The organism is Pantoea sp. RIT413 (assembly GCF_003057675.2).
GTDB classification, from domain to species: Bacteria; Pseudomonadota; Gammaproteobacteria; order Enterobacterales; family Enterobacteriaceae; genus Pantoea; species Pantoea eucrina.
Map to the genome: position 1 here is coordinate 262,974 of NZ_QBJB02000001.1, position 25,968 is coordinate 288,941.

Genomic DNA, 25,968 nt, shown 5'->3' on the forward strand with positions numbered 1-25,968 from the left:
TAATGAGGCACGCTTTATCAGGGAACCCGATATGAAAAATGAACCGCGTCTGAGGATCAAGACAGCAGAAGGCGAGCTCAGCGGCCTGATGGATGATGACATCTATGTTTTCAAAGGGATACCTTATGCTGCGCCGCCGACGGGCGCGTTACGCTGGCGGCCGCCTCAGCCGGTTACCCCCTGGCAAACCGCACGCGACGCGACCGCGTGGGGAGCAGCGAGCTGGCAAAATCGCGAATACTGCATCGGCATCGGTGGTGGCGATCCGGGCACTTTCAGTGAAGATTGCTTATATCTCAATATCTGGACCCCCGATCCTGAGCCTGGCGCACCGCTGCCGGTGATGGTCTGGCTGCACGGTGGTGGTTTCACCCTCGGTGCCGGCAGCCTGGATCCCTATCAGGGTAAAGCGCTGGCCGCCCAGGGCGTGGTGGTGGTCACCCTTAACTACCGGCTGGGCCATCTTGGTTTTTTCTCACATCCCGCGCTGGATGCGCAGTATAAGGCGGGCGCAACCGTCAATAACTTTGCGCTGCTCGACCAGATAGCCGCACTGCAGTGGATCCAGCGCAATATTCCCGCCTTTGGCGGCAACCGTCGCAATATCACGCTATTTGGTGAATCGTCTGGCGCCCGCAGCGTACTCTCTCTCTGCTGTTCACCGCTGGCAGAAGGGCTGTTTCACAAAGGCATCGTCCAGAGCAGCTACAGTCTGCCCGATCTGACGCAGCCGCAGGCGCGGCAGAAGGGAATAGAGGTCGCCGCCCACTTCGGACTGCCGGAGAACGCAACGGCAGAACAGCTGCGCGCGCTGCCCGGCGATGCATTCTGGTCGCTGGCACAGCCGCTGGCGCCGGGACCGGTGGCGATCAGCGGGGATGCCGTGCTGCCAAAGCCGATGCTCGACACCTTTATCGCCGGCCGGCAGCATCGCGTGCCGCTGATGATTGGCAGCAACAGCGATGAAGCCAGCGTACTCAACTATTTTGGGGTCGACGCGCGCGGCGTGCTGCTGCAGATGCGCGAGAAGAACCGCTTCACTTATCGCCTGCTGAAATGGTTATACGACATTCATGATGATGCGCTGCTGGGACGCGCGGTGGCACGCGACATGGCGTTTACCGTCATGCCGCTGCTGATCGCGCAGTCGCAGTCCGGTACCGGCATGCCCGTCTGGCGCTACTGGTTTGACTATGTTTCTGAAAATGCGCGCGATCTCTACCCGCACGGCGCCTGGCACGGTAATGAAATCCCCTATGTGTTTAACGCGCTGGAGACGCTGCCGCCGCCCGATAACCGGCCTTATACTGCCGCGGACAAAACCCTGGCGGCAGAGGTAAGCGCATACTGGGTGGCGTTTGCCAGGGATGCCACTGAATTCAGCTATCGCCTGCGCGGTCGCAATGAAACGGAGTGGCCCGTCTGGCGCACCGGAGAGGATGTCACGCTCGCGTTTGGTGAACAGGGCCGTGCGGTTACCACTTTAAAAAAGCGCTTTATGCGTCGCCGTTTGCGCCTGTTCCGGCTGATGATGCGCAGCCACGTGCAGCTGTAATGCCGGTAGCAGACCGGCGCACGATTGCGTTGTTCCCCCCCGCTGCGCTGGCGCTTATTTAGCTTACAAAACGGTTACATTTTCCCTGCCTGCTGCCGATAACCGCAATATGCCCGATTTTATCGGGCGATAACGCGTATCAATCCAGGGGAACAGGTATGGGTATCTTTAAAAATTTTACGATTCGCGCGGTTTTACTGGTGCTGCTCGGGCTGTTTTGCCTGCTGTGGTGCGGCGTCGGTCTGTTCAGCGTTTATGCGCTGAATGCGCTGGGGAAAGGCAATGAGGTCGATCGCCAGCTGGTGAATCAGATGACGGTGCTGAGCAAAGGCAACGATCAATATTTTCGGGTAGTAACGCGTCTGTCGCGCGTGATGGAGAGCCGTACCGCCGGCGCGGCAATCAGCACAGAAGCCTTTGCCCCCGTTGAGCAGGCGCTCAGCAGCATGAAAGCGCAGCTGGATCAGTTTAAAGCGATGGCACCCGGTCCGATGGATCCGGCAACAGCGCAGAGCGTAATCAACAGCTGGCAGAAACTGCTGGATGAGGGCATTGCGCCGCAGGTCGCGCTGGCGCGCCAGGGCACGCCTGAAGCGTACAAAGCGCAGGCGACCGGCGTGACGCCGGCGCTGAGCCGCGCGTTTGGCGCCACTGCCGAAACCTTTAATCAGTCCGCGGGCAGCAAACTGGATGCAACACGGGTCACGGTAGACCGGCTGACAGGCATGACCAAAGTCATCATCGTGATGGCGGTGGCGGCAGGTCTGCTGATCCTGCTGTTTACGGACAGGTATCTGGTGAGCATGCTGGTCAGGCCGCTGGCGCGGATCCGCGAGCACTTTACGCTGATCGCGCAGGGCGATCTCAGCCAGCCAATTGAGGATGCAGGCCGCAACTGCGTGGGCAAACTGATACCGCTGCTGCGCGCCATGCAGGAGAGCCTGCGCGATGCCGTCAGCGCTATCCGCAGCGGGACAGATAATATCTACCGCGGCGCGTCGGAAATCTCCGCCGGCAACAACGACCTCTCTTCACGCACCGAAGAGCAGGCGGCCGCGCTGGAACAGACCGCGGCCAGCATGGAGCAACTCACCGCGACGGTGAAACTCAACGCCGATAACGCCCGTCAGGCCAGCGCGCTGGCTGATACCGCGACCGGCACCGCGCAGCAGGGTGGTCAGCTGGTAGGCGAAGTGGTTGCCACGATGCAGGGCATTTCCGGCAGCTCGAAGAAAATTGCTGAAATTACCAGCGTCATCAACAGCATCGCTTTCCAGACCAATATCCTGGCGCTCAATGCGGCAGTTGAAGCGGCGCGTGCCGGTGAGCAGGGGCGCGGCTTTGCCGTAGTGGCCAGCGAGGTGCGCAATCTGGCACAGCGCAGCGCCGGAGCCGCAAAAGAGATTGCCAGCCTGATTGCCGACTCGGTGGAGCGGGTGGACAAAGGCTCCGTGCTGGTAAGCAGCGCCGGCACCACGATGGATCAGATCCTGACGTCCGTGCAGGATGTCAGCGAAATTATGAAGCAGATCGCCGCGGCCTCCGAAGAGCAGAGTAAAGGGATCTCGCAGGTTGGCACCGCAGTCACGGAGATGGACAGCGTGACGCAGCAGAACGCCTCGCTGGTTGAGCAGGTCTCTGCGGCGGCGAGCGCGCTGGAGCGGCAGACGGAAGCGCTGCAGCTCTCCGTCGCGCGTTTCCGCCTCTCTGCCGCCGCGCCGGTTCATCATGCGCCGCCGGTTTCCGCTGCTCCGCTGCGTCGTCCGGCGCTGGCTGGCGCTACGCCGGCGGCGAAACCCGCAGCCAGTGAGGAGTGGGTCGCTTTTTAGGCACGGCTGAGCCACGACACCAGCTCAGCGAGCAGCGGCGGGGCGCGCTTATCCTGACGCTGCAGTAAACTGTACGCCGCCCCGGTTGCCACGCTGCCGGGGAACGGCGTCACCAGGCGCTGCGCCAGCAGATCGTTTTCAATCAGCGTGATATCCGCCACCGTAATACCAAACCCCTGTATTGCCGCACTGATAGCGAGATCCATCGTGGCAAAATGCTGATTACGCTGCATCACCAGCTCAATCCGCTGCTGCTGCAGCCAGTGCTGCCAGTCACGCCGGTCTGGCGTCGGATGCAGAAACGTCAGCGCGCTCATCTCTTCAATTCGCTGCGGGATCGCCATCCCGGCGGCCAGCACCGGCGTCAGACGCTCATCAAACAGCCGCAGCGCATCGGGTGGCGGCAGACCATAAACAATCGCCGCATCGAACTCCTCCAGCTGAGAGAGATGCTCCTGGGTCGTGGTCAGCGCGACATGCGTTGCCGGGTAGCGCTGTTCAAACGCAATCAGGCGCGGGAGCAGCCAGCGCATAATGCAGCTGGGCGCTTTCAGCCGCAGCGTCTGCGACGGCTGGCGCGCCCGTTCCGTTACCGCCAGCAGCTGCTGATAGCTCTGCTGCAGCTCCGGCAGCAGCGCCGCGCCGCGTTCAGTCAGCCGCAGGCCACGCGCATGGCGCTGAAACAGCGCAAAGCCCAGCCAGTTTTCCAGCGTGGCAATTTTGCGGCTTACCGCACTCTGCGTCAGGTACAGCTCGCGCGCCGCATGCGTCAGATTGAGACAGCGCGCCGTCACCAGAAACGCGTTAATCGCTGTCAGGGGAGGAGCAGAACAGGCCATAACATCCTCAGCTATGCAATTTTCTCATGGCTATTATGACGACAATTCGCTTGTCGTCTCAAGGCGCTATGCGTTGAATAACGATCTGATCTTTCAATCTTACTCTGTCAGTCAGCGAGGCCGCAGCAATGAGCATCACCACGCCAGTTTCTCTCTGTTCAAAACAGCCCGATGTGGGCACCACGATCTTTAGCGTGATCGGTCAGCTCTCGGCCCGCCATCAGGCGATTAACCTGTCGCAGGGCGCCCCCAATTTTCCCTGCGATCCGCTGCTGGTGGAGCTGGTGGCGCAGGCGATGCACGACGGCCAGAATCAGTACGCGCCGATGACAGGCCTGCCGGCGCTGAAAAACGCGCTGGCGGAAAAAGTGCGCACGCTTTATGGCCAGCATTATGATGCTGACAGCGAAGTGCTGATCACCGGCAGCGCCAGCCAGGGGCTCTATATGGCGATTTCAGCCCTGGTGCACGCAGGCGATGAAGTGATTTTTTTTGAGCCAGCCTTCGACAGCTATGCGCCGGTGGTGCGCCTGCAGGGCGCCACGCCGGTAGGGATCAAGCTGCAGCAGCCCGATTTTGCCATTAACTGGGATGAGGTACGCGCCCGTCTCTCACCGCGTACCCGCATGATCATTATTAATACGCCGCATAATCCGACCGGACAGGTGCTGACGCCGGCAGACCTGAGCGCGCTGGCGCAGCTGACGCGCAACACCGATATTATTGTGCTGTCAGATGAGGTGTATGAGCATATTCTGTTTGATGGCCGTCAGCATTGCGGTATGGCGACCCATCCGGAACTGGCGCAGCGCAGCGTTATCGTCTCGTCATTTGGCAAAACCTTTCACGTCACCGGCTGGCGGGTTGGCTACGCGCTGGCACCGGCTGCTATCATGGCAGAAATCGTCAAGATCCATCAGTTCATGATGTACGCGGCAGACACGCCGATGCAGGCGGGGTTTGCCTGCTATCTCGCGCAGCCGGAGCACTATCTGCAGCTCGCTGCGCTCTATCAGGCAAAGCGCGACCGGCTGGCCACGCTGCTGCAGGCGTCACCGTTCAGGCTGCTGCCCGCCAGCGGATCCTTTTTTATGCTGGCGAGCTTTCGCGATTTCAGTGACGAGAGCGACAGCGAAATGGTAAAACGTCTTATCGTTGATTACGGCGTGGCGACCATTCCGCTCTCAGCGTTTTATTCAGATGGCACCGATAACCGATTAATCCGTCTTTCGTTTGCTAAAGATGACGCCACACTTGAGGCGGGCGCAGCTGCGCTCTGCCGGGTTACAGGGTAAAAGAGGACATATAATGAAAAAACTAAACGCGCTGTTTATTGCACTGGGCATGATCGCATCGGCACAGACGCTGGCGCAGACCAGCCTGCGCTATGGCGTGGAGTCACAATACCCGCCGTTTGAGAGCCGCAACGCGCACGGCGAGCTGGAAGGCTTTGATATTGAGCTGGGTAACGCCATCTGTAAAACCGGCAACTTCAATTGCAGCTGGGTGGAGAGCAGCTTTGATGCGCTGATCCCGGCGCTGCAGGCGAAAAAGTTTGATGCGATTAACTCCGCGATGAACATCACCGAGGCGCGGGCAAAAAGCATCGATTTCACCAAACCGATTTACCGTATTCCCAGCATGCTGATTGTGAAAGCGGGCGAGAAGCTGCAGCCTTCAGCAGATGCGCTGAAAGGCAAATCGGTCGGCGTGCTGCAGGGCTCTATTCAGGAGACCTATGCGAAGAAACACTGGGAGCCTCAGGGCGTGACGGTAACGTCCTATCAGGATCAGAACCAGGTCTATAACGATATGGTCGCCGGTCGTCTGGACGGCACGCTGGTGATGTCGGCGGCCGGGCAGTCCGGCTTCCTGGATAAGCCGCAGGGGAAAGGTTTTGCCTTTGCCGGCGGACCGGTTGAGGATGACGCTATCCTGGGCACCGGCATCGGTTATGGACTGCGCAAAGGCGACAGCCAGCTGAAAACGGCGCTGGATGAAGCTATCAGCAAGGTTCAGGCGGACGGCACCGTGACCCGGCTGGCAGCCAAATATTTTCCGGGCATTGACGTGACCGCCAGCAAACAGCCCTGATAAAGAGCGGGCAGGCGCAACGCCTGCCCTCTGTCAGGCTGGCCTGGCAGCCAGCGCGCACAGCGCCTCCGCCACCTGATACGACTTCACAAATGAGGGGATCGGCAGAAACTCAAAGCGCGAATGAAAATTGTGCGCGCCGGTAAAAAAGTTAGGCGTCAGCAGACCTTTCGCTGACAGCGCAGAGCCATCGGTGCCACCGCGCATCGGGATCACTTTCGGCGTCACGCCAGCCTGCGCCAGCGCGGCAAACAGCAGATCGATGGCGCGGCGATCTTCACCAATCGCATTGCTGATATTGCTGTAAACGTCGCCGATCGTCAGCGCCACCTTGCCGGTGGGATAGCGGGCGGCAATCTGTTCGGCAACCGTTGCCAGCTGCTGTTTCTTCGCGGCAAAACCCTGCAGATCGAAATCACGAATGGAGGCTTTCAGCACCGCCTGGCTGGCGTTCGCCTGCATCTCATTAAACCAGATATAGCCTTCGCGGCCCTCGGTCTGTTCCGGCGTCGCCTGGCGATCAAAACAGCTGATAAAATCATGCGCCATCAGCAGCGGATTGACCAGCACCCCTTTCCCTGACATCGGATGCGCCGGCACGCCGCTAAACACCAGCTCAGCGCTGGCGCCGTTGAAGCATTCATAGACCACCTCTCCCAGCTCACAGCAGTCGATGGTCCAGGCGAAATCGACGTTAAAACGCCGCTCAAGATCCAGCGCTTTGGCACCGCGCAGCCCAATCTCTTCGTCCGGCACAAACGCGACCACGACATCGCCGTGCGCGCCCTGCAGATTCGCCATGAGCGTCATCACCACGCTTACCGCCGCTTTGTTATCGGCACCCAGCACGCTGGTGCCGTCGCTGAAAATAATCTCCTGACCGCGGTAAGGCAGGATCTCCGGATGTTCCGCCACGCGCAGCCAGATTTGCTGCTCAGCATTAAGACAGAGGTCGTCGCCGGTAAAGGTCAGCTTTTGCGGATGGATATCGGGCGAGAGGCCAACGTCCACGGTATCGATATGGGTAATAAAACCGATACGGGGTGCGCCAGGCGTGTTGCCGGGCTTAACGGCGGTTACGGTGGCGTGCTGGTCAATCTCGACCTGCTGCAGCCCCAGGTCTCGCAGCTCCTGTGCCAGCAGCGCAGCCATCTCATGCTGAGAGGGCGTACTGGGCAGGGTGGTGGACTTTGCATCACTCTGGCTGGAGACCGCCAGATAACGATAAAACCGCCGGGTCAGTTCCCGGGCAAGCTGGTCTGTCATCACAATTCCTTATCAGTAAGGGTCCGCAGGTGATACGCCTGGCGGTGAAAACATGTTATCAATGAAATAAATAGCGATGCAGACCAACATAAGTCAATAAAAAGCGAGAAACAGTATGAAAATGATGATGAGCAAACTGGCGCTAAGCCTGCTGGGCGTGGCTGTGGCGGGCAGTGTGTCAGCGAAGACGCTGGTTTACTGTTCTGAAGGCTCCCCGGAAAACTTTAACCCGCAGCTTTATACCTCCGGCACCAGCGTGGATGCCAGCGCCGTACCGCTGTTTGACCGGCTGGTGGACTTCCGTCCCGGCACGACCGATTTACAGCCTGCGCTGGCAGAAAGCTGGGAGATCAGCCCCGATGGCAGGGTTTACACCTTCCATCTGCGCAAAGGCGTAAAATTCCACAGCAATAAACTTTTCACGCCGGGACGCGACTTCAATGCGGACGACGTGATTTTTTCTTTTATGCGGCAGATGGATGCAAAAAATCCCTATCACACCGTATCCGGCGGCAACTACGCGAACTTTGAGAGCCTGGAGCTGGCAAAACTCATCACTGCCATTGACCGCGTAGATGATCACACCGTGCGTATCACGCTGGCGCACCCGGAAGCGCCTTTTCTCGCCGATCTGGCGTGGTATTTCGCCTCCATTCATTCCGCCGAGTATGCGGACAAAATGCTGAAGGCGGGCACGCCGGAAAAGGTTGATATGCAGCCGATTGGCACCGGCCCGTTTGAGCTGGTGCAGTATCAGAAAGATTCACGCATTCTGTATAAGGCGTTCCCGGCTTACTGGCAGGGCAAAGCAAAACTGGATCGGCTGATATTTTCAATCACGCCGGACGCCTCGGTGCGACTGGCGAAGCTGGAGAAAAATGAGTGCCAGGTTATGCCGTTCCCGAATCCGGCCGATCTCGATAAGATGCGCAACAATCCCGATCTGACGCTGGAGCAGAAGTCGGGCCTGAACACCGGTTTTCTCTCGTTTAACACCACCAAAGCGCCGCTGGATAATGTGAAGGTGCGCCAGGCGCTCGCAATGGCCATCAATAAACAGGCGATTATCGACGCAATCTTCAAAGGCACCGGCACAGTAGCGAAAAACATTCTGCCGCCGGGCGTCTGGAGCGCGGATCAGCAGCTGAAAGATTACGCCTACGATCCGCAACAGGCCAAAGCGCTGCTGCAGGAGGCGGGCATCAAACCCGGTACCGAAATCGCACTCTGGGCGATGCCGGTGCAGCGCCCCTATAATCCCAACGCGCGCCGGATGGCTGAGATGATTCAGGCGGACTGGGCGCAGGTGGGTATCAAAGCCAGCATCGTCAGCTATGAGTGGGGCGAATACCTTAAGCGGGTCAAGAGCGGCGAGCATCAGGCGGCGCTGATGGGCTGGACCACCGCCACCGGCGATCCGGATAACTTCTTTGGTCCGCTCTACAGCTGCACATCAGCGAATGGCGGCTCCAACTCGTCAAAGTGGTGCTATCAGCCGTTTGAGAAAATCATTACCGCCGCGCGCGCCGAGCAGGATCATGATCGGCGCGTTGCGCTCTATCAGGAAGCGCAGCAGATGATGCATGACCAGATGCCGGCGGTCATGATCGCACACTCCACTATTTTTGAACCGGTGCGCAAGTCGGTCAGCGGCTATCAGGTTGATCCGTTTGGCAAGCACAACTTCTATCCGGTCGATATTAAGCAGTAAGCGCTGGATCTTCTGCGCTCAGCTGCTGCTGCAGGAACGCGAGGAACAGCGTCAGGGCGGCGCTGCGGGGCCGCCCTGACTGCGCCTGCAGCTGGAGTGTACGCTGACTGAGCTGTTCGATATTAATGCTCCGCAGGGCGAGCTGATGCCGTCCGGTCTGGCCGCGTACGGTAAAGGCGCTGCAGATTGTCACCGCCTGCGGCGTCTGCAGCAGAAAGTTAAACAGCGCCGAGAAGTTGTCGCAGGTTAACACCGGCTCAATCAGCTGGCCGCTCATGTGGCTCGCCAGTTCAAACAGCTGGCGTACGGTCGTATTTTGCTGCGGCAGCGCCAGCGGATAGTGGCTGAGCTGCGCCAGCGTAATAGCGGACGCTGCGGCCAGCGGGTGCTGCTGCTGCATCAGGAGCAACACCGGCGCAGGCCAGGAGCCGATAACCTCCACTCCCTGTTCAGCACGCAGGCTGAACTGCAGCGCAATATCGCACGCGCCCTGACGCAGCTGCTCTGCCACACCCTGTGCGTCTGCCACCTGTACCTCAAACAGCGTGGCCGGGTGGTCAGCGCGAAACGCGGCGATCAGAGCCGGTAGCAGGCTGAACGCCAGACCATCGGTACAGGCCACGCGGATCAGCGTGCGCCGCATCGCACGTAATCCGTTGATTTCCGCCAGGGCATACTCCATATCGAGCTGCGTTTTTCGCACGTGATGCGCAAAGATTTCCCCCGCCTCCGTCAGCACCATCCCGCGCGCGTGGCGCTGAAACAGCGGCGTGCCAACCTGCGTCTCCAGCCGCTGTATCTGACGACTGATAGCGGAAACGGCCACGTAGAGCTGCGCGCTGGCCGCGCTGAGCGATCCTTCCCGGGCAACCACCAGAAAATAGCGAAGTTCAGTGCTTAACATCGACGTGCCTCATGATAGTGCATGCCTCAGAAACGGGCAGGGAAGCTTTGCTGTAAAAGCAAAGCATACTCGATAAATTGATAATTGTGGCAAAGCAGTGATTTCGTAACTATGTCAGCACAATAACGCAAACAGAGATGCAAACATGACACGAGATCGGGCGATATCAGCCGCGCTGCGCTACTTCGACAGCGGTGAGTTTCAGCAGCTGCTGGCGAGACGCGTGGCGCTGCGCACGGAGAGTCAGCGACCAGATCGTGCGCCGCAGCTGGCGCATTACCTGCGCGAGGAGATCGGCCCGCAGCTGAGCGCGCTCGGTTTTGAGCTGCACTTTATCGCCAACCCGCTGGCGGATAAGCCGCCGTTCCTGGTTGCCATCCGTATGGAAGCGGCGACGCTGCCCACGCTGCTGAGCTATGGTCACGGCGATGTGGTCTTTGGTGACGATGAAAACTGGCGCGCCGATCTGGATCCCTGGCAGCTGACGGCAGAGGGCGATCGCTGGTATGCGCGCGGCAGCGCGGATAATAAAGGCCAGCACTGCATAAATCTGGCGGCGCTGGAGCAGGTCTGGCACGCGCGGGGCGGCCGGCTCGGCTTTAACTGCAAACTGCTGTTTGAAATGGGTGAGGAGATTAGCTCGCCGGGCCTGGCGGAACTCTGCCGGGAACATGCTGCGCTGCTGAAGGCCGATCTCTTTATCGCGTCAGACGGACCGCGCGTCAGCGCACCCCGTCCGACCCTGTTTCTCGGCTCACGCGGCGCGGTAAATTTTCGTCTCACTATCAACGCGCGCGACAACGCCTGTCACTCCGGCAACTGGGGCGGCCTGTTGAGTAACCCCGGTACCCGGCTCGCCCATGCGATCGCAGCACTGATAAGCGCCCGCGGTGAGCTGCAGGTCGCCGCGCTGAAACCTGACTCTCTGACGCCCGCGGTGCGTGCGATCCTGAGCAGCATCCGCGTGGGCGGCATGCCGGGCGATCCTGCGCTTGCCTGCAACTGGGGGGAGCCGGGGCTGACGCCTGCCGAACGCCTTTATGGCTGGAACACGCTGGAAGTGCTGACCTTTATCACCGGCAATCCGGCACGCCCGATGAATGCTATCCCCGCCAGCGCCACGGCGGTATGCCAGCTGCGCTTCGTGGTGGGAACCGACTGGCAGCGGCTGGGCGAGCACGTTACGGCTCACCTTGCCGCCGCAGGCTTTACTGACGTTGAGGTTGAGGTGCTGCACGGATCGCCGGCAACGCGTTTTGATCCGACCGATCCGCTGGTGGAGTGGGTCATGCATACCATGACGGCGCTGTGTGAGCAGCCTCCGGCGCTTCTGCCGAATCTGGGCGGATCGCTGCCGAACGATGTGTTTGCGGACATTCTGGGATTACCGACGCTCTGGGTGCCGCACTCCTATCCGGCCTGCGGGCAGCATGGCGTCAATGAGCATCTGCTGACGCCGGTGGCGCGCGAAGGGCTGCAGATCATGACCGCGCTGCTGTGGGATCTGGGCGAGCGGGGTGACGCGCTTATTGCACAGCATCGTGCCAGAGCAGGAGGTGCACAATGAGCAGCCTGAACCCGGCCGCCACGCTCGCGGGGAGTAAACCTGCGCTGCATAAAACGCTGTTTGCCACCTGCATCGGCAACGCCCTGGAGTGGTTTGATATTGCGGTATATGGATTTTTTGCCAGCTATATTGCCCACGCCTTTTTCCCGGTCAGCGATCCGGCGGTCTCGCTGCTGCTGACCTTTGGCAGTTTTGGCGTCTCATTTCTGATCCGCCCGCTGGGGGCAATCGTGCTGGGTAACTACGCCGATCGCCACGGACGCAAGCGGGCGCTGCTGCTCTCAATCAATCTGATGATGCTGGGCGGGGCGATCATCACTTTTATGCCGGGCTATGCGCACATCGGGCTGCTGGCGCCGCTGCTGATTCTGGTAGCGCGGCTGATTCAGGGATTTTCAGCTGGCGGCGAGTTTGGCAGCTCGACGGCCTTTCTGGTGGAGCACTATCCCGAGCGCAAAGCCTTTATTGCCAGCTGGCAGTTCGCGACCCAGGGAGCCAGTACGCTGATGGCCTCTGCGTTTGGGCTGGGGCTGACGCAGCTGCTGAGCGAAAGTGAAATGCAGGCGTGGGGCTGGCGCATTCCGTTTGCCTTTGGGCTGCTGATTGGTCCGCTGGGTCTCTATATCCGCCGCCATGTGCATGAGCCCGCAAGCTTTGCCGACCGCCCGCCGGAGCCCGCGCCGCTGAAGCGTCTGTTCGGGCGCCAGAAGCAGCTGATGCTGCTGGCGATTGGCCTGATGGTAATCTCGACGGCGGTTAACTACATGCTGAACTATGTGCCGACCTGGGCGACCAAAAATCTCCACCTTTCAGGCAGCGCGGCCTTTACCGCTACGCTGCTGGGCGGGGTGATCCTGACGCTGGTGACGCCGCTGATGGGCCTGTGGGCGGAGCGCGTTGGCCGCGCACCGCTGATGTGGGGATCGCTGATACTGTTAATGGTTACCATCTGGCCGGCGTTCCGGCTGTTAGCGAACCATACCACGCCGGTGACGCTGATTTTGCTGGTCTGCTGGATGGCGCTGCTGAAGTCGGTCTACTTCTCCGTGGTGCCTTCAGTGATGGCCGATCTCTTTCCGATGGGCACGCGCGCCAGCGGCATGGCGATCAGCTATAACGTCGCCGTTACCCTCTTTGGCGGCTTTGCGCCCCTGATTTGCACGCTGCTGATTAGCTGGACGGGAAGTAGCCTGGCACCGGGCTATTATCTGATGGCGATGTCGCTGCTGAGCGGCGCGGCGTTGCTCTTTAGCCAGAAGCATATCCGTTAAGGCGCAGACGTCGGCTGCTGCCGCCGCAGCGGTGCCGCTTTACGACCCCGGCACCGCTGCACCGCTGGCGATAAACCAGGCCAGAAACGTTACGCCGGCAACAATAATGGCAATGGGAAACAGCAAACCAATCTTCATAGCAATCCTTATTAAGCGAGCCGGAGCAGCGCGCGATGCGTTTTCATCATGCTGAACAGTTCAAACTGCGTTGCATCCGCGATCTGCCGCAGGCGATCGCCTTTATGGTAGTCAATGTGCTGAATCTGCCCGAGCTGACGCCAGACCATAATAGCGGAGGCGAGCAGCGCACAGTTCTCTTCGCTCTGCAGGCACTCAACCGTGGCGTAGCGGGTTTCATCCAGGGTATTGATAAAAACGCTCAGCGCAGCGGCTGGCACAATCGCCCGGATATCCTCAAGCATGACGTGGCTGACGGCGCGCGACAGAATCAGCGTTACTCGTTTACTGTTCATAACGGTCCCTGCGGAGAGAGTCAGTGGGATTATAAAGGGCAAAACGGACAGGATGCGAGGCGTAATACAAAAAGCGGGATCCGGCAGCGTGCGTCCCTGCAGCTGCCGGTCAGTCAGTCAGCCATTAGAGCGTAACTGCGGATAGCGGCGGAAAATCGCCACGCACCAGAACAGCGAGAAAAGCCCTATCAGCGCCCCGACGTTACCCACGTCTGAGAGCTGCAGATGCTGGCTGACCTGGCTGCCGAGCAGTGCGCCGGCTCCGATACCGATATTATAAATACCGGAGAAGAGCGACATCGCCACATCGGTGGCATCCGGGGCCAGTGACAGCACGCGAACCTGCATCGCCAGTCCGATCATCATCATCGCCATGCCCCAGATAATACAGAGGGTAATAATGGCGGTCGGGCGCACCGCTGCAAAAATCAGCAGTCCCATACAGAGCGTGATCAGCGCAATAGCAGCGATTAACATCGCAGACGGGAAGCGGTTACCCAGCGTACTGAACAGAATACTGCCGAGAATGCCCGCAGAGCCGAACAGCAGCAGCAGCAGGGTGGTAAAATTGGCATCCGCGTTCGCTACCACCTGCATAAAGGGCTCAATATAGCTATAAGCGGTGTAGTGCGCCGTGACCACCAGCGTCACCAGCAGATACATCGTCACCAGCGCCGGACGGCGGAACAGCATCGGCACGCTGCTGAGTGAGCCGGTATGCTCGCTGGGCAGCCGCGGTAACACACGCACCAGCAGGATCATCAGCACCAGCGCCGAGAGGCCAATCATGCCAAACGTGGTGCGCCAGCCGAGATACTGCCCGATTACGCGCCCGATAGGCACCCCCAGAACCATTGCCAGTGCGGTTCCGGTGGCAAGCATACTCAGCGCCTGCGTTTTCTTACCCGCCGGTGCCACGCGAATAGCCAGCGAGGCAGTAATCGACCAGAACACGGCGTGTGACAGCGCAATCCCGACACGGGACACCACCAGAGAGCGGAAGTCCCAGGCAAACGCTGAGAGCACGTGGCTGCCGGTAAAGAGAATAAACAGCACCGCCAGCAGCAGACGCCGCTCAACGTTGCGCGTCAGCAGCATCAGCGGCAGCGACAGCAGCGCCACCACCCAGGCATAAATGGTGAGCATGATCCCCACATCTGCCGTTTTCATCGTAAAGCTTGCTGCAATATCAGAAAGCAGGCCGACCGGGACAAATTCAGTGGTATTAAAGACAAACGCCGCAATGGCCAGCAGGACAACGCGTAGCCAGGCTGTTTTACGGGAAACGGTAGATGTTTGCATGAAGTTCAAATTAGTCAGACAGCAGGTTAACGGGAGCAGAGACGCCTCAAAGGTGATCCGCGTCACAAATTATCTCTATTGTGGCTGATGAACCGGCAGATGGAAACCTGCTAAGGCTTTTTTATTCCTCTGTTTATTACCGGCATCAGCCGCTGACGGGGAAAAGCGCGGAATTCAGGGCTGACAGAGTGGCGACGTAACCCTTATTTATAACAGTGTGACTTCAGACCAGAATTATCAGAGTCACACCATATGTTTCAGGGCCACGCTATTATAGGGGGTCAGGTTTTTTTTTACACCCACCGGGCAGCAGTGCTCACAGCCCATGGCGCCAGGATAGAATTTACGCGCCTGCTGGATCGCCGCGTTCGGCGCATAAAAAGTGCCAAGAAAGCGCCGCGCAGGGTCGGCAGGGAGGAACGGGCAGCCTTTTGCGTGCACCACATGATTATTGTTATACCCGGCATGTTTATCAACATAGTAAAAAAGCGCCATTAACCACCTCATTGCTGTAAAAAAAAACGTCTGACTATTATTGGAATAGAAAAGATTATAACGATGAATTGCAGTTTTGTTTCAGGTGGACCTGGAGAAAGGTGGCAGAAGCGGAGCCGGGGCGCTCCGCCTGGCCATAAGCGCGGGTCAGAGGCGGCGGCGCAGCAGCAGAAAACCGGTGAGCAGTGCCAGCAGCAGCAGCAGCGTAATAAATAACGTGACGCCCGGCCAGCCGTAACTATGCCAGAACAGGCCGCCCGCCGTACCGGCCAGGCTGGATCCGGCATAGTAGCTAAACAGATAGAGTGAAGAGGCCTGGCCTCGGGCGCGCCGGGCGCGGGTTCCCACCCAACCGCTGGCAACGGCGTGAGCGGCAAAAAAACCGGCGGTAAAGAGCAGCATGCCGGGAACGATCAGCCACAGGGTGGGCGCCAGCGTCAGCAGCAGTCCGGCCAGCATAATAGCGATAGCGCTCAGCATCACCGGCGTGCGCCCAAAGCGGCCGGTCAGGGCTCCTGCTTTTGGCGAACTCCATGAGCCGGTGAGATAGACCAGCGACAGTAATCCTACTACCGCCTGGCTGAGAGTCCACGGCGCACTCATCAGCCGGTAACCAATATAGTTAAACAGGGTGACAAACGCGCCCATCAGCAGAAAGGCTTCGGCAAACAGCAGCGGCAGCCCGCCGTCGCGCCAGTGCAGGCGGAAGTTGATCAGCAGATGGCGCGGGCGCAGCGAGGCGGGGCGGAAGTGACGCGAGGCGGGCAGGATTTTCCAGAACATCAGCGCCGCCGCCAGCGAGCAGCAGCCGGTGACGCCAATAGCGATTCGCCAGGAAAAGAGATCGGTGATCACCCCGGTGAGCAGACGGCCGCTCATGCCGCCAATGGAGTTACCGCTGATATAGAGTCCCATCGAAAAAGCCACCACCCGGGGATGCATCTCTTCGCTCAGATAGGTCATGCCAACGGCGGCCACGCCGCTGAGCGACAGGCCGATCAGCGCCCGCATCAGCAGAATGGCGTGCCAGCTCTGCATCATCGCCGACAGCAGCGTACACAGCGCCCCCAGCATCAGCGCCGTTACCATCACCGGCTTACGGCCAATAGCGTCTGAAAGCGGACCGGTAAACAGCAGCCCCAGCGCCATCAATCCGGTAGAGAGCGAGAGCGAGATGCTGCTTTGCGCCGGCGTAATGCCAAACTGCTGCGACAGCACCGGCAGAATAGGCTGGACGCAGTAGAGCAGAGCAAAAGTGGCAAGGCCGGCAGAAAACAGCGCCAGCGTCACCGGCAGGAACTGCGGTGAGTCGCGCCCGATGCGGGACGGGGTGGCGTCAGCAGTGACGTCGATAGGGTTACGCCATATCAGCGAGGTAAGGCGGCTCACAGGATATCCTTATTGAGAGAGAGTGATTTACTGTAGAAAGGCGTTAATGAGATGTACAATATATTAATCCTCTCAACTGATATGTTAAAAATATGGCTATCGAGCTGCGTCACCTGCGCTATTTCATTGCTGTCGCTGAGGAGCTGCATTTTGGCCGCGCGGCGCGGCGCCTCAATATTTCTCAGCCGCCGCTCAGCCAGCAGATCCAGCAGCTGGAGCAGAGCATTCAGGCCCGACTGCTGATGCGCACCAATCGCAGCGTACAGCTGACGCCGGCCGGTGCCGCTTTTCTGCAGGATGCGCGCGCTATTCTGCTGCAGGTAAACCAGAGCGCTGACCGGGCGGCACGCATTCATCAGGGGCAGCAGGGCGAACTGCGCATCGGTTTCACCTCATCAGCCCCGTTTACCGGACTGGTTTCCGATGCGCTGTTTCGTTTTCGCCAGCGCTGGCCGGAAGTGCATATTCATATGCAGGAGCACAACACCCGCCAGCAGCTGACGCCGCTGCTTGATGGCCAGCTCGATCTGGGTGTGATGCGCAATACGCCGCTGCCGGCAGATCTGCATTACCAGCTGCTGCTGCGGGAGCCGTTATATGCGGTGATGCACCGCGATCATCCGCTGGCGCAGCACCGCAGCCTCTCCGTTCGCGCCCTGACCGGGGAGCCGTTTATCTTCTTTGACGCGCAGAGCGGTACGGCGCTCTACGGTGACATTCTGGCCCTGCTGCATCGCTATCACGTCAGCCCGGTTATCACGCAGGAGGCGGGTGAGGCGATGACGATTCTGGGACTGGTAGCGACCGGGCTGGGGATCTCGGTATTGCCCGCTGCGTTTGCCCGGGCGCGGCTCGCCGATCTGATCTGGATCCCGCTGGAGGAGAGCGATGCGCGCTCGGAAGTGTGGCTGGTCTGGTCAGCGCTGCGGGAACCCACCGCCCAGATGCGCAACATGCAGGCGCTGATGCTGGAAAACGCTGAAATCTGACGCAATCAGGGCAGACGGAGCCGAACAATCTGTGCGACCAGTCACATTTCCAGCCAAATAGTTAACGCTCTCCGGCAAAGTGCCTCACCATAGCGAATGTTTATTTAGAAGCGCGAAAATATCCGGGAGCAGGGTGTGAATCGGGAGAGTCAGCCTGGTCATATTGACCACATCAAACAGACTAACGCAGGCGTAGTCTACCGTCTGATTGACCAGCATGGGCCGATATCACGTATTGAACTCTCCAGACGGGCGCAGCTGGCACCCGCCAGCATTACTAAAATTGTACGCGAAATGCTGGATGCGCATCTGGTGCAGGAAACGGAGTTTCAGGAGCCGGGCAGCCGCGGTCGTCCGGCGATTGGTCTCGTGCTTGATACCCTGGCGTGGCACTATCTGGCGATACGTATTCAGCCCGGCGCAATCACGCTGACGCTGCGCGATTTAAGCAGCCGCGCACTGGAAGAGGATCGCCTGCCGCTGCCCGTGACGTCTGACGTGCCGCTGCTGCAGACGCTGCAGACGCTGGTGGATGCGTTCTTTATCCGGCATCAGCAGCGGCTGGAGCGTCTGACAGCTATCGCTATCACCACCCCGGGTCTTATCAACGCCGCCTCCGGCGTGGTTCATCGTATGCCGGGCTATGATGTAGAGGATATGCCGCTGGGCGAAACGCTGGCGCAGCGTTCCGGCCTGCCGGTGTTTGTGCAGCATGACATCTCAGCGTGGACGCTGGCAGAGGCGCAGTCTGGCGCATCGCGCGGCGCGCAGGATGTTATTCAGATTGTTATTGATGAGACCGTAGGCGCAGGGGTCATCAGTGGCGGTCAGCTGCTGCATAAAAGCGGCCGTGCGCTGGTGGAGATAGGGCATACCCAGATCGATCCCTGGGGCCAGCAGTGCTATTGCGGTAATCACGGCTGCCTGGAGACCGTGGCCAGCACTTCCAGTCTGCTGCAGCTGGCGCAGCAGCGGCTGGCGCTACAGCCTGACAGCCCGCTGCATCAGCAGCCGCTGACGCTGGAAAACCTCTGCCGCGCTGCGCAGCAGGGTGACCGGCTGGCGCACGATGCGATTGCCGGCGTGGGGCATCACGTCGGGCGTATGCTGGCGATGATGGTGAATATTTTCAACCCGCAAAAAATTCTTATCGGTTCGCCACTCAATCAGGCGGCAGACGTACTTTTCCCCGCCATAAACAGCACTATCCGGCAGCAGGCGCTGCCCGCTTACAGCCGCGATCTGGAGCTGGTGCCTGCGTTAATGAGCGATCCCGGTACGCTGGGGGCGGCAGCGCTGATCAAAGATGCCCTCTATAACGGTCATCTGCTGATTAAACTGCTGCAGGGATAACTACAGCCCACCTTAAGTTTGCGCTAACGCAAGCATCCGGCGGCGTCAATTACCTACACTGCCTTCTTCGCAGGCTATCCATGCTGCTTACTGGAAGGAGTGGAACAGGTGAAAACGCTATTTGTCACAGGTACCGATACCGGAGCAGGAAAAACAGTGGTTGCATGCGCGCTGCTGCAATTGCTGGCACAGGCAAACATCTGCGCCGCAGGTTTTAAACCTGTGGCAAAAGAGGCGCGCGCCACGCCGGAAGGATTACGCAACCGCGATGCAGAACTGCTGCAGCAGGCGTCAGGGCTGACGCTCAGCTATCCGGCGGTTAATCCGGTTATTCTGACCGATGATGCGTCCGGAACGGGGGCACGGCAGCATATCGATTACGCGCTGCTGGATCGTCATCTGGCCGATCTGCAGACGCAGGCGGGATATGTGATCGTGGAGGGCACAGGCGGCTGGCGCAGCCTGATAAACGATCGGCAGCCGCTCGCCGGCTGGGTACAGCAGCAGCAGCTGCCGGTCGTGCTGGTCGTGGGGATAAAAACGGGGTGTATTAATCATGCGCTGCTGACAGCGGAGGCGATTGCGCACGATGGCCTGACGCTGGCAGGCTGGGTCGCAAACCGCATCAATCCGGGTTTGGCTCACTATGCGGAGATTGTCAGCGTGCTGCGCGACCGGCTTGCCGCGCCGCTGCTGGGAGAGCTGCCTTATCTGCCGCGCGCTGAGCAGCGCGATCTCACGCGCTATATCGATCCGGAGGCGTTAACCGGGCCGGCGTTTTCCTTTACCAGGGCACAACCCGCAGCCGTCAGCGTGTCAGAACACGATTAACGAGCCACGCGTGCGCCGCTTCCGGCGCACGCAGCGTTCAGGGGTTCAGACGGCGGCGGGTCCGGCCAGAACTGAGATAATCCGCTATGTAATCCTGCGAAATTTCGCCGCTGTAGCGACCATCTTCATCGACAATCGGCATCCAGACGGTATTTTGCTCATACAGCTTTGACAGCACCACGCGCAGGTTCTCTTCAGCTTTACCGGTGACGCGAAAGTGGTGCAGCAGCTCTCCGCACTGGCCGGCAGCGCCGCGCGCTTCGCGCCGCTTCACAAATCCGAGCGGCCTGCCATCCTCATCGACAACCGTAACGGAACGCATATCGTTGTCATCCATGGTGGCAAAGGCCTCTGTAAGCGGCGTGCTGCGGCGTACGGTAATGGTGGGCTGCTGGTCAGTGACGTCGCCCGCCTGTACCAGCAGCAGGCGCTTAAGGGTGCGATCCTGACCAACGAAGGATCCGACAAAGTCATTAGCAGGTTTTGCCAGCAGCTCATCCGGGCTGGCGCACTGCACAATTTTTCCCTGACCAAACACCGCAATGCGATCGCCGAGCTTCAGCGCTTCATCAATATCGTGGCTGACCAGCATGACCGTTTTTTTCAGCTGTCGCTGCATCTCCAGAAACTCGTTCTGGATTACTTCGCGGTTTATCGGATCGACGGCGCCAAACGGCTCATCCATCAGCAATACCGGTGGATCGGCGGCCAGGGCGCGGATAACGCCAATACGCTGCTGCTGACCACCGGACATTTCACGCGGATAGCGATGCAAAAATTTAGTCGGGTCCAGCGCCACCATGCTCATCAGCTCCGTAGCCCGTTCGCGGCAGCGCTTTTTATCCCAGCCCAGCATACGCGGCACCACCGTAATATTCTCCTCAATCGTCATGTTCGGAAACAGGCCAATCTGCTGGATCACATAGCCGATATTGCGGCGCAGCGTTACCGTATCCTGGCCGCTGGTATCCTCTCCGTTGATATAAATCCGGCCGCCGCTGGCCGGTATCAGCCGGTTAATCATCTTCAGCGTGGTGGTTTTGCCGCAGCCGGAAGGGCCGAGCAGCACGCACATTTCGCCTGCCGGTACCTCCAGGCTGACGTTATCAACCGCATTGAAGGCCGCGCCGCTCTTCTGGGTAAAGGTTTTCGTCAGGTTTTCCAGTTTAATCATTAGCGAATTCCCCTCGGGGTCAGTGCCAGCTGCAGCCGGTGCAGCAGCCAGTCAAGAAAGATAGCCAGCAGACATATCATCAGCGCGCCGGCAATAAGCATGCGTACATCGCTACCGCCGATGCCATCCAGCAGCTGCAGTCCGAGACCGCCTGCACCGATAACGGCGGCGATCGCCATAACGCCGACGTTCATCACCACCGCCGTGCGGATGCCGCCGAAAATCACCGGCAGCGCCATCGGGATCTCTACCCAGCGCAGCCGCTGCCAGAACGTCATACCAATGCCGCGTCCCGCTTCGCGCAGTCCGGAGGGCAGGTTTTCCAGCGCCGTATGGGTGTTACGCACAATAGGCAGCAGCGAATAGAGAAACACTGCCGTGATGGCGGGCAGGGCGCCGATGCCCTGGCCGATCTGCGAAAACAACGGGATCATCAGCCCGAACAGCGCAATAGTCGGAATGGTCAGTACAATAGTGGCGATGCCCAGCACCGGTGTCGCCAGCCACTTAAAGCGTACAATTAAAATGCCCAGCGGTACGCCAGCCAGGATGGCAAAACCAACCGCCACCAGCACCAGCCAGGTGTGCTGCCAGGTCAGGCCGAGCAGCATCTGCCAGTTATCAGTGATGTAATAGAGGGTATCCATGGTGTCTCCTTACAGCATGTTACGGGTCTGGAGGAAATCGCGTGCAACCTGAGCGGGTGACTGATGATCGATATCCACCCGCTTGTTCATTTCTGAAATAGCGTCATCAGTAATCAATGCTGACAGCTGATTCAGCGCTTTCTCCAGGCCAGGATGTGCAGCGAGCACCTCTTTACGCACCACTGGCGTGACGTTGTAACTGGGAAAGAAATGCTTATCATCTTTTAATACCAGCAGGTCAAAGCCTTTGACGCGACCATCGGTGGTATAGATCAGGCCGGCGTCCACAAACTCGTCACGGACCGCGTTATAGACCAGGCCGGGATACATCTGACGGATTTGCGGGCGATCGAGCGGCAGTTGATAAACTTTTTGCAGCGGCTTCAGGCCATCGGAGCGACCAGCAAACTCCAGGTCGAGTCCCAGCCGCCAGTTATGCTCCGGATCGCTGGCGCGCACCTGCTCCATTTTGCTGACCAGCTGCGACAGGGTGGTGATACCCTCCTGCTCTGCGCGACGTCGCTGCATGGCGAAAGCGTAAGTGTTGTTCATCGGTGCCGGTTCAAGCCAGACCAGGCCCAGTTTCGCATCCAGCTTTTTTACTGTTTCCCACGCCTGTTCAGAAGACATGGGCTTACTGATGTGGTTAAAAATAATGAGCGAGGTGCCGGTATATTCCCATGTCATATCGATCTGTTTGTTGATCATGGCATTACGGCTGATGGTGGTCGCAATATTGGTCTTAGGGACGATCGTAAACCCGTTTTTCTGCAGCCACAAAACGGACAGGGCAGACAAAATATGCTGTTCAGTAAAGCTTTTGGTTGAGAGCGTAATAGGCGCAGCCGCCAGCGCTGACTGATTAAGCAGTAGCGCAGCGCTCAGGGCCAGCACAGCGCCGCGCAGCCGGTTGAAAAACAGCCTGGTGGGGGTCATCAAAACGTGCTCCATGAGTTAAGTTGCAGCGTGTGGCGAAAGAATGCGGCCCAGCGCGGCCAGCAGCATATCCAGGATCAGGGCAATCAGCGCGGTAGCGGCCGCACCCAGAATCAGCGTCGGGAAATCGTTCAGATAGATCCCGGGGAAAATCAGCTCGCCGTAGCTGCTGGCGCCTATCAAAAAGGCCAGCGGCGCGGTGCCGACGTTAATCGCGGTGGCGATGCGCACGCCAGCTAATATCACCGGCAGCGCGTCCGGCAGCTCAACCTGGCGCAGCCGCTGCAGGCGGGTCATGCCAATGCCTTTAGCCGCCTCGGTCAGCGCCGGTGGAACCGCGCACAGGCCGGCATAGGTATTGCGCACAATGGGCAGCAGCGAGGCAAGAAACAGCGCAATCAGCGCCGGTCGCTCACCGATGCCCACCACGACCATAGCCAGCGCCAGCACGGCCAGAGGCGGGAGGGTATTGCCGACGTTGAAGATCTGCATAACATATTCAGCCTGACGTCGCGCAAAAGGACGGCTCAGCACAATCCCGGCAGGGATCCCCACCAGCAGGGCGCAGAGCATGGACCAGAAAACCAGCCAGAGATGCTGCTGGCCAAGATAGATCAGATCGGTCTGGCGGGCGCGCAGCGTATCCGGACCAATGCCCCAGATCAGAAGCGAAACGAGTAGCGTAAGAGTGAGAAGAGCCAATCCGGTGCGCCGGATCAGCGATGCGTGAGGCATAACCGTTTTCTCCCTGAATAAACAGAACTATCAGCTATGATTGCTCTGCTGAGCGGCAGGATAAGAGGCCGCGTTCGATAGCAAAATTTTATGGTTAAGGTGCGGGTTGCCTGCGTTAATTCGGCATAAATTTACAGATAATTAACCTGACGGCTAAAAGTCTATAGCAATCTCTGATCGGCAACGCCAGCATTTAACGCAAAAAACAGCTGACAGTGAGGGGTCAAAACCGCCTGCAGCCCGCACCGGGTACGGGATGGTATGACAATAAAAAAAATTCATCGAAAAAGGTTACCCTGTCACATAAGCACGGGCTGTGTGGCGGGATAAGAGAGAGTAAAACGGGATAAGGAGCGTTATGTCAGAGCACGCTGAAGTTTTGCGCAGCCATCGTCCATGGATTTTGTTTGCCTGTATGCTGGCTATGTTTATGGCCGCGATTGAGGTGACGATTGTGGCGACGGCGATGCCTACGATCATTGCCGATCTGGGCGGCTTCGCGCAGTTTGGCTGGGTATTTTCTATTTATCTTCTGACGCAGGCGGTGAGCGTGCCGCTTTATGGCCGTTTAGCCGATATATGGGGACGTAAGCGGCTCTTTTTTGTCGGGGTATCGCTGTTTTTGTTTGGCTCAGTGCTGTGCGGCTTTGCTCATACCATGACATGGCTCATTCTGTTTCGCGCCTTTCAGGGGCTGGGAGCGGGTGCCATTATGCCGCTGACCACTACCATTGTGGCGGATATCTACTCCCCGCGTGAACGCGCCACCGTTCAGGGCTGGCTCTCCAGCGTCTGGGGCGTGGCGGCAATTATCGGACCGCTTAGCGGTGCGTGGCTGGTGCAGCACTTTAGCTGGGCGGTGATCTTTTGGGTCAACGTGCCGATAGGGCTGATCTCTATGCTGCTGCTGGCGCGTTTCCTGCCCGCCCGCCCGGTCTCCGCCGCAGGTGCGCTGAATATTACCGGCAGCTGCTGGCTGATGATCAGCGTCACTGCGCTGCTGGTGGCGCTGCTGCAGGCGGAAGCGCTCGGCTACTGGCTGCTGCCGTTTCTGCTGCTGGCAGGCGTGGCAGGCTGGCGTCTCAAACGGCACGAACAGCAGACGGCGGCACCGCTTTTCCCGCTTGCGCTGTGGCGCAGCCGTCTGATTGTGGCAGGCAACGCCGGTAATCTGATTATCGGCGCCACCATGATGGGCATCAGCGCGTTTCTGCCCACCTGGATCCAGGGGATCACCGGCGGTACGCCGCTGCAGGCGGGCAGCGCGCTGGCGATGATGTCAATTGGCTGGCCGATTGCCAGTACGCTCAGCGGTCGCCTGATGCTCGTGACCTCTTATCGCTTCACCGCTCAGCTTGGCGCACTGTTACTGATCGCCGGCAGCGCGCTGCTGCTGCTGCTCCACGCGGAAAGCTCCGTGCTGCAGGCGGGCTTTACGGCCTTTGTTATCGGCACCGGCATGGGCATGACCAGCACCACGTTTCTGGTTTCCGTGCAGAACCATGCGCAGTATGAGATCCGCGGTATCTGTACCGCCTCTATTATGTTCAGCCGGATGCTGGGTTCAGCGCTGGGAACCGCACTGATGGGGGCGGTTTTAAACATCAATCTGGCGCAGCGGCTGCCGCAGGCGGAGGATCCGATGCAAAAAATCATGTCGCCGGAAAGCCGGGAGGCGCTGCCGGTTGCAGAACTGCAGCTCTGGACGACCCAGATTGCCGCATCGCTGCACTGGGTATTTATCGTGGCCTTGCTGATCGCGCTGCTGACGGTGTGGATCGCCTGGCTGATGCCGCGTCAGCGACCGGAGATGGAATAGAAGAGAAGAAGCGGGGCAGCGGCGGCTGCCCCGGTTGCAGGTTACTGCGCTGACATATCCTGAGAGCTGCCGGCGCTGTCGGGTGCGCTACCCTCTGCATCCCGCATATTCTTTTTATAAACAATTTTTTGCGTATCATTTTCACAGTGGCCGACCACCTGACCGCCCGCCTGGTCGGCCTGATCGTTTGGCACGATATCCAGCGTAAAATCTGACTCCGCCACGCCATTACTGACAATTTTTTTACTGATATCGGCGCGAACGCTGTCGCAGGAGGCCTGAGCCATCAGCGGCAGCGTCATCACACCCAGCAGCAGTACCAGAGAACCCTTTTTCATCGCAAACTCCTTGTTGACTGTCTCTCTGAACACTATAGCAGCAGCGCCGCGTTACGGCGCGACCGGACGACCGGTGCGGCGATCGAGGCAGCGCAGGGTATTCTCTTCCCAGTAAGCGTTGACGTTATAGCTCTTGTCGCAGGCGTCGCGGGTATCAAACGCGCGGTCCGCTTTGTCGAACTCTTTCTCTGTCCGGGTATTAATCTTGCTGCGCAGATTACGCGTATCGTTCCACTGCTCTTTACTCTGGCGGGCGGCTTCATTGCTGGCCGCGCTATTGCCATCTTCCACGATCAGGCGATCGGTACGGGCAGCGGCAAAGGGAGCGCTCAGCAGCACGCTGGCCGTCAGCAGCGCCGTAAACAGAACGGAAGCATAGTTTTTCATGATGTTGTCCTTTAGTCAGACCCGGTCAGCCGTGCGAGGCTGTTGCCGTAACAGCGGCTAGTAT

Annotated in this window: 25 protein-coding genes; 11 read left to right on the forward strand and 14 right to left on the reverse strand. The window is 59.1% G+C overall.

Annotated features, from left to right (window positions below):
• Window positions 1-31 precede the first annotated feature (31 nt).
• Together DBY66_RS01260 and DBY66_RS01265 are read left to right on the forward strand one after the other, a co-directional pair.
• Window positions 32-1,555, forward strand: coding sequence for a carboxylesterase/lipase family protein (locus DBY66_RS01260; protein ID WP_104084993.1), 1,524 nt, complete (start codon window positions 32-34; stop codon window positions 1,553-1,555).
• Between the two features lie 158 nt (window positions 1,556-1,713).
• The gene (locus DBY66_RS01265) at window positions 1,714-3,384 is read left to right on the forward strand and encodes a methyl-accepting chemotaxis protein (RefSeq protein WP_108569340.1); all 1,671 of its coding nucleotides are present in this window, start codon (window positions 1,714-1,716) and stop codon (window positions 3,382-3,384) included.
• Here DBY66_RS01265 and DBY66_RS01270 read toward each other — a convergent pair.
• Complete coding sequence (locus DBY66_RS01270; RefSeq protein WP_108569339.1) at window positions 3,381-4,223, reverse strand: LysR substrate-binding domain-containing protein; 843 nt, start codon at window positions 4,221-4,223, stop codon at window positions 3,381-3,383. The genes DBY66_RS01265 and DBY66_RS01270 overlap by 4 nt on opposite strands.
• A gap of 128 nt (window positions 4,224-4,351) precedes the next feature.
• On the opposite strand from DBY66_RS01270, the gene DBY66_RS01275 reads away from it, so the two are divergent.
• Together DBY66_RS01275 and DBY66_RS01280 are read left to right on the forward strand one after the other, a co-directional pair.
• The gene (locus DBY66_RS01275) at window positions 4,352-5,518 is read left to right on the forward strand and encodes a methionine aminotransferase (RefSeq protein WP_039384423.1); all 1,167 of its coding nucleotides are present in this window, start codon (window positions 4,352-4,354) and stop codon (window positions 5,516-5,518) included.
• A gap of 13 nt (window positions 5,519-5,531) precedes the next feature.
• Window positions 5,532-6,317, forward strand: a complete 786-nt coding sequence (locus DBY66_RS01280; protein WP_039384421.1) for a transporter substrate-binding domain-containing protein — start codon at window positions 5,532-5,534, stop codon at window positions 6,315-6,317.
• Between the two features lie 33 nt (window positions 6,318-6,350).
• On the opposite strand, the gene pepT is transcribed toward DBY66_RS01280, so the two are convergent.
• Window positions 6,351-7,583, reverse strand: a complete 1,233-nt coding sequence (gene pepT / locus DBY66_RS01285; protein ID WP_071668838.1) for a peptidase T — start codon at window positions 7,581-7,583, stop codon at window positions 6,351-6,353.
• Window positions 7,584-7,707: 124 nt separating this feature from the next.
• On the opposite strand from pepT, the gene DBY66_RS01290 reads away from it, so the two are divergent.
• The gene (locus DBY66_RS01290; RefSeq protein WP_199559912.1) at window positions 7,708-9,294 is read left to right on the forward strand and encodes an ABC transporter substrate-binding protein; all 1,587 of its coding nucleotides are present in this window, start codon (window positions 7,708-7,710) and stop codon (window positions 9,292-9,294) included.
• Here the strand turns inward: DBY66_RS01290 and DBY66_RS01295 are convergent.
• Window positions 9,284-10,198, reverse strand: a complete 915-nt coding sequence (locus DBY66_RS01295; protein ID WP_071668836.1) for a LysR family transcriptional regulator — start codon at window positions 10,196-10,198, stop codon at window positions 9,284-9,286. The two genes, DBY66_RS01290 and DBY66_RS01295, sit on opposite strands and share 11 nt — an antisense overlap.
• A gap of 145 nt (window positions 10,199-10,343) precedes the next feature.
• Between DBY66_RS01295 and DBY66_RS01300 the strand changes: the two genes are divergently transcribed.
• Window positions 10,344-11,765, forward strand: coding sequence for a M20 family metallopeptidase (locus tag DBY66_RS01300; protein ID WP_104084988.1), 1,422 nt, complete (start codon window positions 10,344-10,346; stop codon window positions 11,763-11,765).
• Window positions 11,762-13,036: an MFS transporter gene (locus tag DBY66_RS01305; protein WP_104084987.1), complete on the forward strand. Its 1,275-nt coding sequence runs from the start codon at window positions 11,762-11,764 to the stop codon at window positions 13,034-13,036. Before DBY66_RS01300 ends, DBY66_RS01305 begins: the two co-directional genes overlap by 4 nt.
• A 39-nt stretch (window positions 13,037-13,075) precedes the next feature.
• Here DBY66_RS01305 and DBY66_RS17765 read toward each other — a convergent pair whose 3' ends face one another.
• From DBY66_RS17765 to DBY66_RS01325, 5 genes are all read right to left on the reverse strand, one after another.
• Window positions 13,076-13,174 (reverse strand): YoaK family small membrane protein, encoded by a 99-nt coding sequence (locus DBY66_RS17765; RefSeq protein WP_139239671.1) that lies wholly within the window; start codon window positions 13,172-13,174, stop codon window positions 13,076-13,078.
• Between the two features lie 11 nt (window positions 13,175-13,185).
• Window positions 13,186-13,509: a hypothetical protein gene (locus tag DBY66_RS01310; protein WP_108569337.1), complete on the reverse strand. Its 324-nt coding sequence runs from the start codon at window positions 13,507-13,509 to the stop codon at window positions 13,186-13,188.
• A 117-nt stretch (window positions 13,510-13,626) separates the two neighbouring features.
• Window positions 13,627-14,811, reverse strand: a complete 1,185-nt coding sequence (locus DBY66_RS01315) for a sugar transporter (RefSeq protein WP_094110957.1) — start codon at window positions 14,809-14,811, stop codon at window positions 13,627-13,629.
• Window positions 14,812-15,054: 243 nt separating this feature from the next.
• Window positions 15,055-15,306 carry a hypothetical protein gene (locus tag DBY66_RS01320; RefSeq protein WP_108569336.1) on the reverse strand — a complete coding sequence of 84 codons (252 nt, stop codon included), beginning with the start codon at window positions 15,304-15,306 and terminating at the stop codon, window positions 15,055-15,057.
• A 147-nt stretch (window positions 15,307-15,453) separates the two neighbouring features.
• Window positions 15,454-16,659, reverse strand: a complete 1,206-nt coding sequence (locus DBY66_RS01325) for an MFS transporter (protein WP_233499558.1) — start codon at window positions 16,657-16,659, stop codon at window positions 15,454-15,456.
• Window positions 16,660-16,787: 128 nt separating this feature from the next.
• On the opposite strand from DBY66_RS01325, the gene DBY66_RS01330 reads away from it, so the two are divergent.
• From DBY66_RS01330 to bioD, 3 genes are all read left to right on the forward strand, one after another.
• Entirely contained in the window at window positions 16,788-17,684 is an 897-nt protein-coding gene (locus DBY66_RS01330; protein ID WP_108569334.1) for a LysR substrate-binding domain-containing protein, read from the forward strand.
• Window positions 17,685-17,819: 135 nt separating this feature from the next.
• Window positions 17,820-19,037, forward strand: coding sequence for an ROK family transcriptional regulator (locus DBY66_RS01335; RefSeq protein ID WP_094110910.1), 1,218 nt, complete (start codon window positions 17,820-17,822; stop codon window positions 19,035-19,037).
• Window positions 19,038-19,145: 108 nt separating this feature from the next.
• A complete protein-coding gene (gene bioD / locus DBY66_RS01340; protein ID WP_052246494.1) occupies window positions 19,146-19,868 on the forward strand; it encodes a dethiobiotin synthase in 723 nt (240 codons plus the stop codon).
• 37 nt (window positions 19,869-19,905) lie between these two features.
• Here bioD and osmV read toward each other — a convergent pair whose 3' ends face one another.
• The 4 genes from osmV to DBY66_RS01360 are packed head-to-tail and all read right to left on the reverse strand — an operon-like array spanning window position 19,906 to window position 23,360.
• On the reverse strand, window positions 19,906-21,042 hold the full coding sequence (osmV, locus tag DBY66_RS01345) for an osmoprotectant ABC transporter ATP-binding protein OsmV (protein WP_108569333.1): 1,137 nt from the start codon (window positions 21,040-21,042) through the stop codon (window positions 19,906-19,908).
• Complete coding sequence (gene osmW, locus DBY66_RS01350; protein ID WP_108569332.1) at window positions 21,042-21,689, reverse strand: osmoprotectant ABC transporter permease OsmW; 648 nt, start codon at window positions 21,687-21,689, stop codon at window positions 21,042-21,044. The genes osmV and osmW overlap by 1 nt, the downstream gene beginning before the upstream one ends.
• Before the next feature lie 9 nt (window positions 21,690-21,698).
• A complete protein-coding gene (locus tag DBY66_RS01355) occupies window positions 21,699-22,625 on the reverse strand; it encodes a glycine betaine ABC transporter substrate-binding protein (protein ID WP_108569331.1) in 927 nt (308 codons plus the stop codon).
• Window positions 22,626-22,643: 18 nt separating this feature from the next.
• Window positions 22,644-23,360, reverse strand: coding sequence for an ABC transporter permease (locus DBY66_RS01360; protein ID WP_108569330.1), 717 nt, complete (start codon window positions 23,358-23,360; stop codon window positions 22,644-22,646).
• 358 nt (window positions 23,361-23,718) lie between these two features.
• Between DBY66_RS01360 and DBY66_RS01365 the strand changes: the two genes are divergently transcribed.
• On the forward strand, window positions 23,719-25,179 hold the full coding sequence (locus tag DBY66_RS01365; protein ID WP_104084981.1) for an MDR family MFS transporter: 1,461 nt from the start codon (window positions 23,719-23,721) through the stop codon (window positions 25,177-25,179).
• Window positions 25,180-25,220: 41 nt separating this feature from the next.
• Here the strand turns inward: DBY66_RS01365 and DBY66_RS01370 are convergent, their stop codons facing one another.
• Window positions 25,221-25,517 (reverse strand): DUF1161 domain-containing protein, encoded by a 297-nt coding sequence (locus DBY66_RS01370; RefSeq protein ID WP_039384385.1) that lies wholly within the window; start codon window positions 25,515-25,517, stop codon window positions 25,221-25,223.
• A gap of 51 nt (window positions 25,518-25,568) precedes the next feature.
• A complete protein-coding gene (locus DBY66_RS01375; RefSeq protein ID WP_039384383.1) occupies window positions 25,569-25,904 on the reverse strand; it encodes a DUF1283 family protein in 336 nt (111 codons plus the stop codon).
• Window positions 25,905-25,968 lie beyond the last annotated feature (64 nt).

Coding starts and splice junctions, on each gene's coding strand:
- DBY66_RS01260 (WP_104084993.1), top strand. CDS start 32: ATGAAAAATGAACCGCGTCTGAGGATCAAGACAGCAGAAGGCGAGCTC.
- DBY66_RS01265 (WP_108569340.1), top strand. CDS start 1,714: ATGGGTATCTTTAAAAATTTTACGATTCGCGCGGTTTTACTGGTGCTG.
- DBY66_RS01270 (WP_108569339.1), bottom strand. CDS start 4,223: ATGGCCTGTTCTGCTCCTCCCCTGACAGCGATTAACGCGTTTCTGGTG.
- DBY66_RS01275 (WP_039384423.1), top strand. CDS start 4,352: ATGAGCATCACCACGCCAGTTTCTCTCTGTTCAAAACAGCCCGATGTG.
- DBY66_RS01280 (WP_039384421.1), top strand. CDS start 5,532: ATGAAAAAACTAAACGCGCTGTTTATTGCACTGGGCATGATCGCATCG.
- pepT (WP_071668838.1), bottom strand. CDS start 7,583: ATGACAGACCAGCTTGCCCGGGAACTGACCCGGCGGTTTTATCGTTAT.
- DBY66_RS01290 (WP_199559912.1), top strand. CDS start 7,708: ATGATGAGCAAACTGGCGCTAAGCCTGCTGGGCGTGGCTGTGGCGGGC.
- DBY66_RS01295 (WP_071668836.1), bottom strand. CDS start 10,198: ATGTTAAGCACTGAACTTCGCTATTTTCTGGTGGTTGCCCGGGAAGGA.
- DBY66_RS01300 (WP_104084988.1), top strand. CDS start 10,344: ATGACACGAGATCGGGCGATATCAGCCGCGCTGCGCTACTTCGACAGC.
- DBY66_RS01305 (WP_104084987.1), top strand. CDS start 11,762: ATGAGCAGCCTGAACCCGGCCGCCACGCTCGCGGGGAGTAAACCTGCG.
- DBY66_RS17765 (WP_139239671.1), bottom strand. CDS start 13,174: ATGAAGATTGGTTTGCTGTTTCCCATTGCCATTATTGTTGCCGGCGTA.
- DBY66_RS01310 (WP_108569337.1), bottom strand. CDS start 13,509: ATGAACAGTAAACGAGTAACGCTGATTCTGTCGCGCGCCGTCAGCCAC.
- DBY66_RS01315 (WP_094110957.1), bottom strand. CDS start 14,811: ATGCAAACATCTACCGTTTCCCGTAAAACAGCCTGGCTACGCGTTGTC.
- DBY66_RS01320 (WP_108569336.1), bottom strand. CDS start 15,306: ATGGCGCTTTTTTACTATGTTGATAAACATGCCGGGTATAACAATAAT.
- DBY66_RS01330 (WP_108569334.1), top strand. CDS start 16,788: ATGGCTATCGAGCTGCGTCACCTGCGCTATTTCATTGCTGTCGCTGAG.
- osmV (WP_108569333.1), bottom strand. CDS start 21,042: ATGATTAAACTGGAAAACCTGACGAAAACCTTTACCCAGAAGAGCGGC.
- osmW (WP_108569332.1), bottom strand. CDS start 21,689: ATGGATACCCTCTATTACATCACTGATAACTGGCAGATGCTGCTCGGC.
- DBY66_RS01355 (WP_108569331.1), bottom strand. CDS start 22,625: ATGACCCCCACCAGGCTGTTTTTCAACCGGCTGCGCGGCGCTGTGCTG.
- DBY66_RS01360 (WP_108569330.1), bottom strand. CDS start 23,360: ATGCCTCACGCATCGCTGATCCGGCGCACCGGATTGGCTCTTCTCACT.
- DBY66_RS01365 (WP_104084981.1), top strand. CDS start 23,719: ATGTCAGAGCACGCTGAAGTTTTGCGCAGCCATCGTCCATGGATTTTG.
- DBY66_RS01370 (WP_039384385.1), bottom strand. CDS start 25,517: ATGAAAAAGGGTTCTCTGGTACTGCTGCTGGGTGTGATGACGCTGCCG.
- DBY66_RS01375 (WP_039384383.1), bottom strand. CDS start 25,904: ATGAAAAACTATGCTTCCGTTCTGTTTACGGCGCTGCTGACGGCCAGC.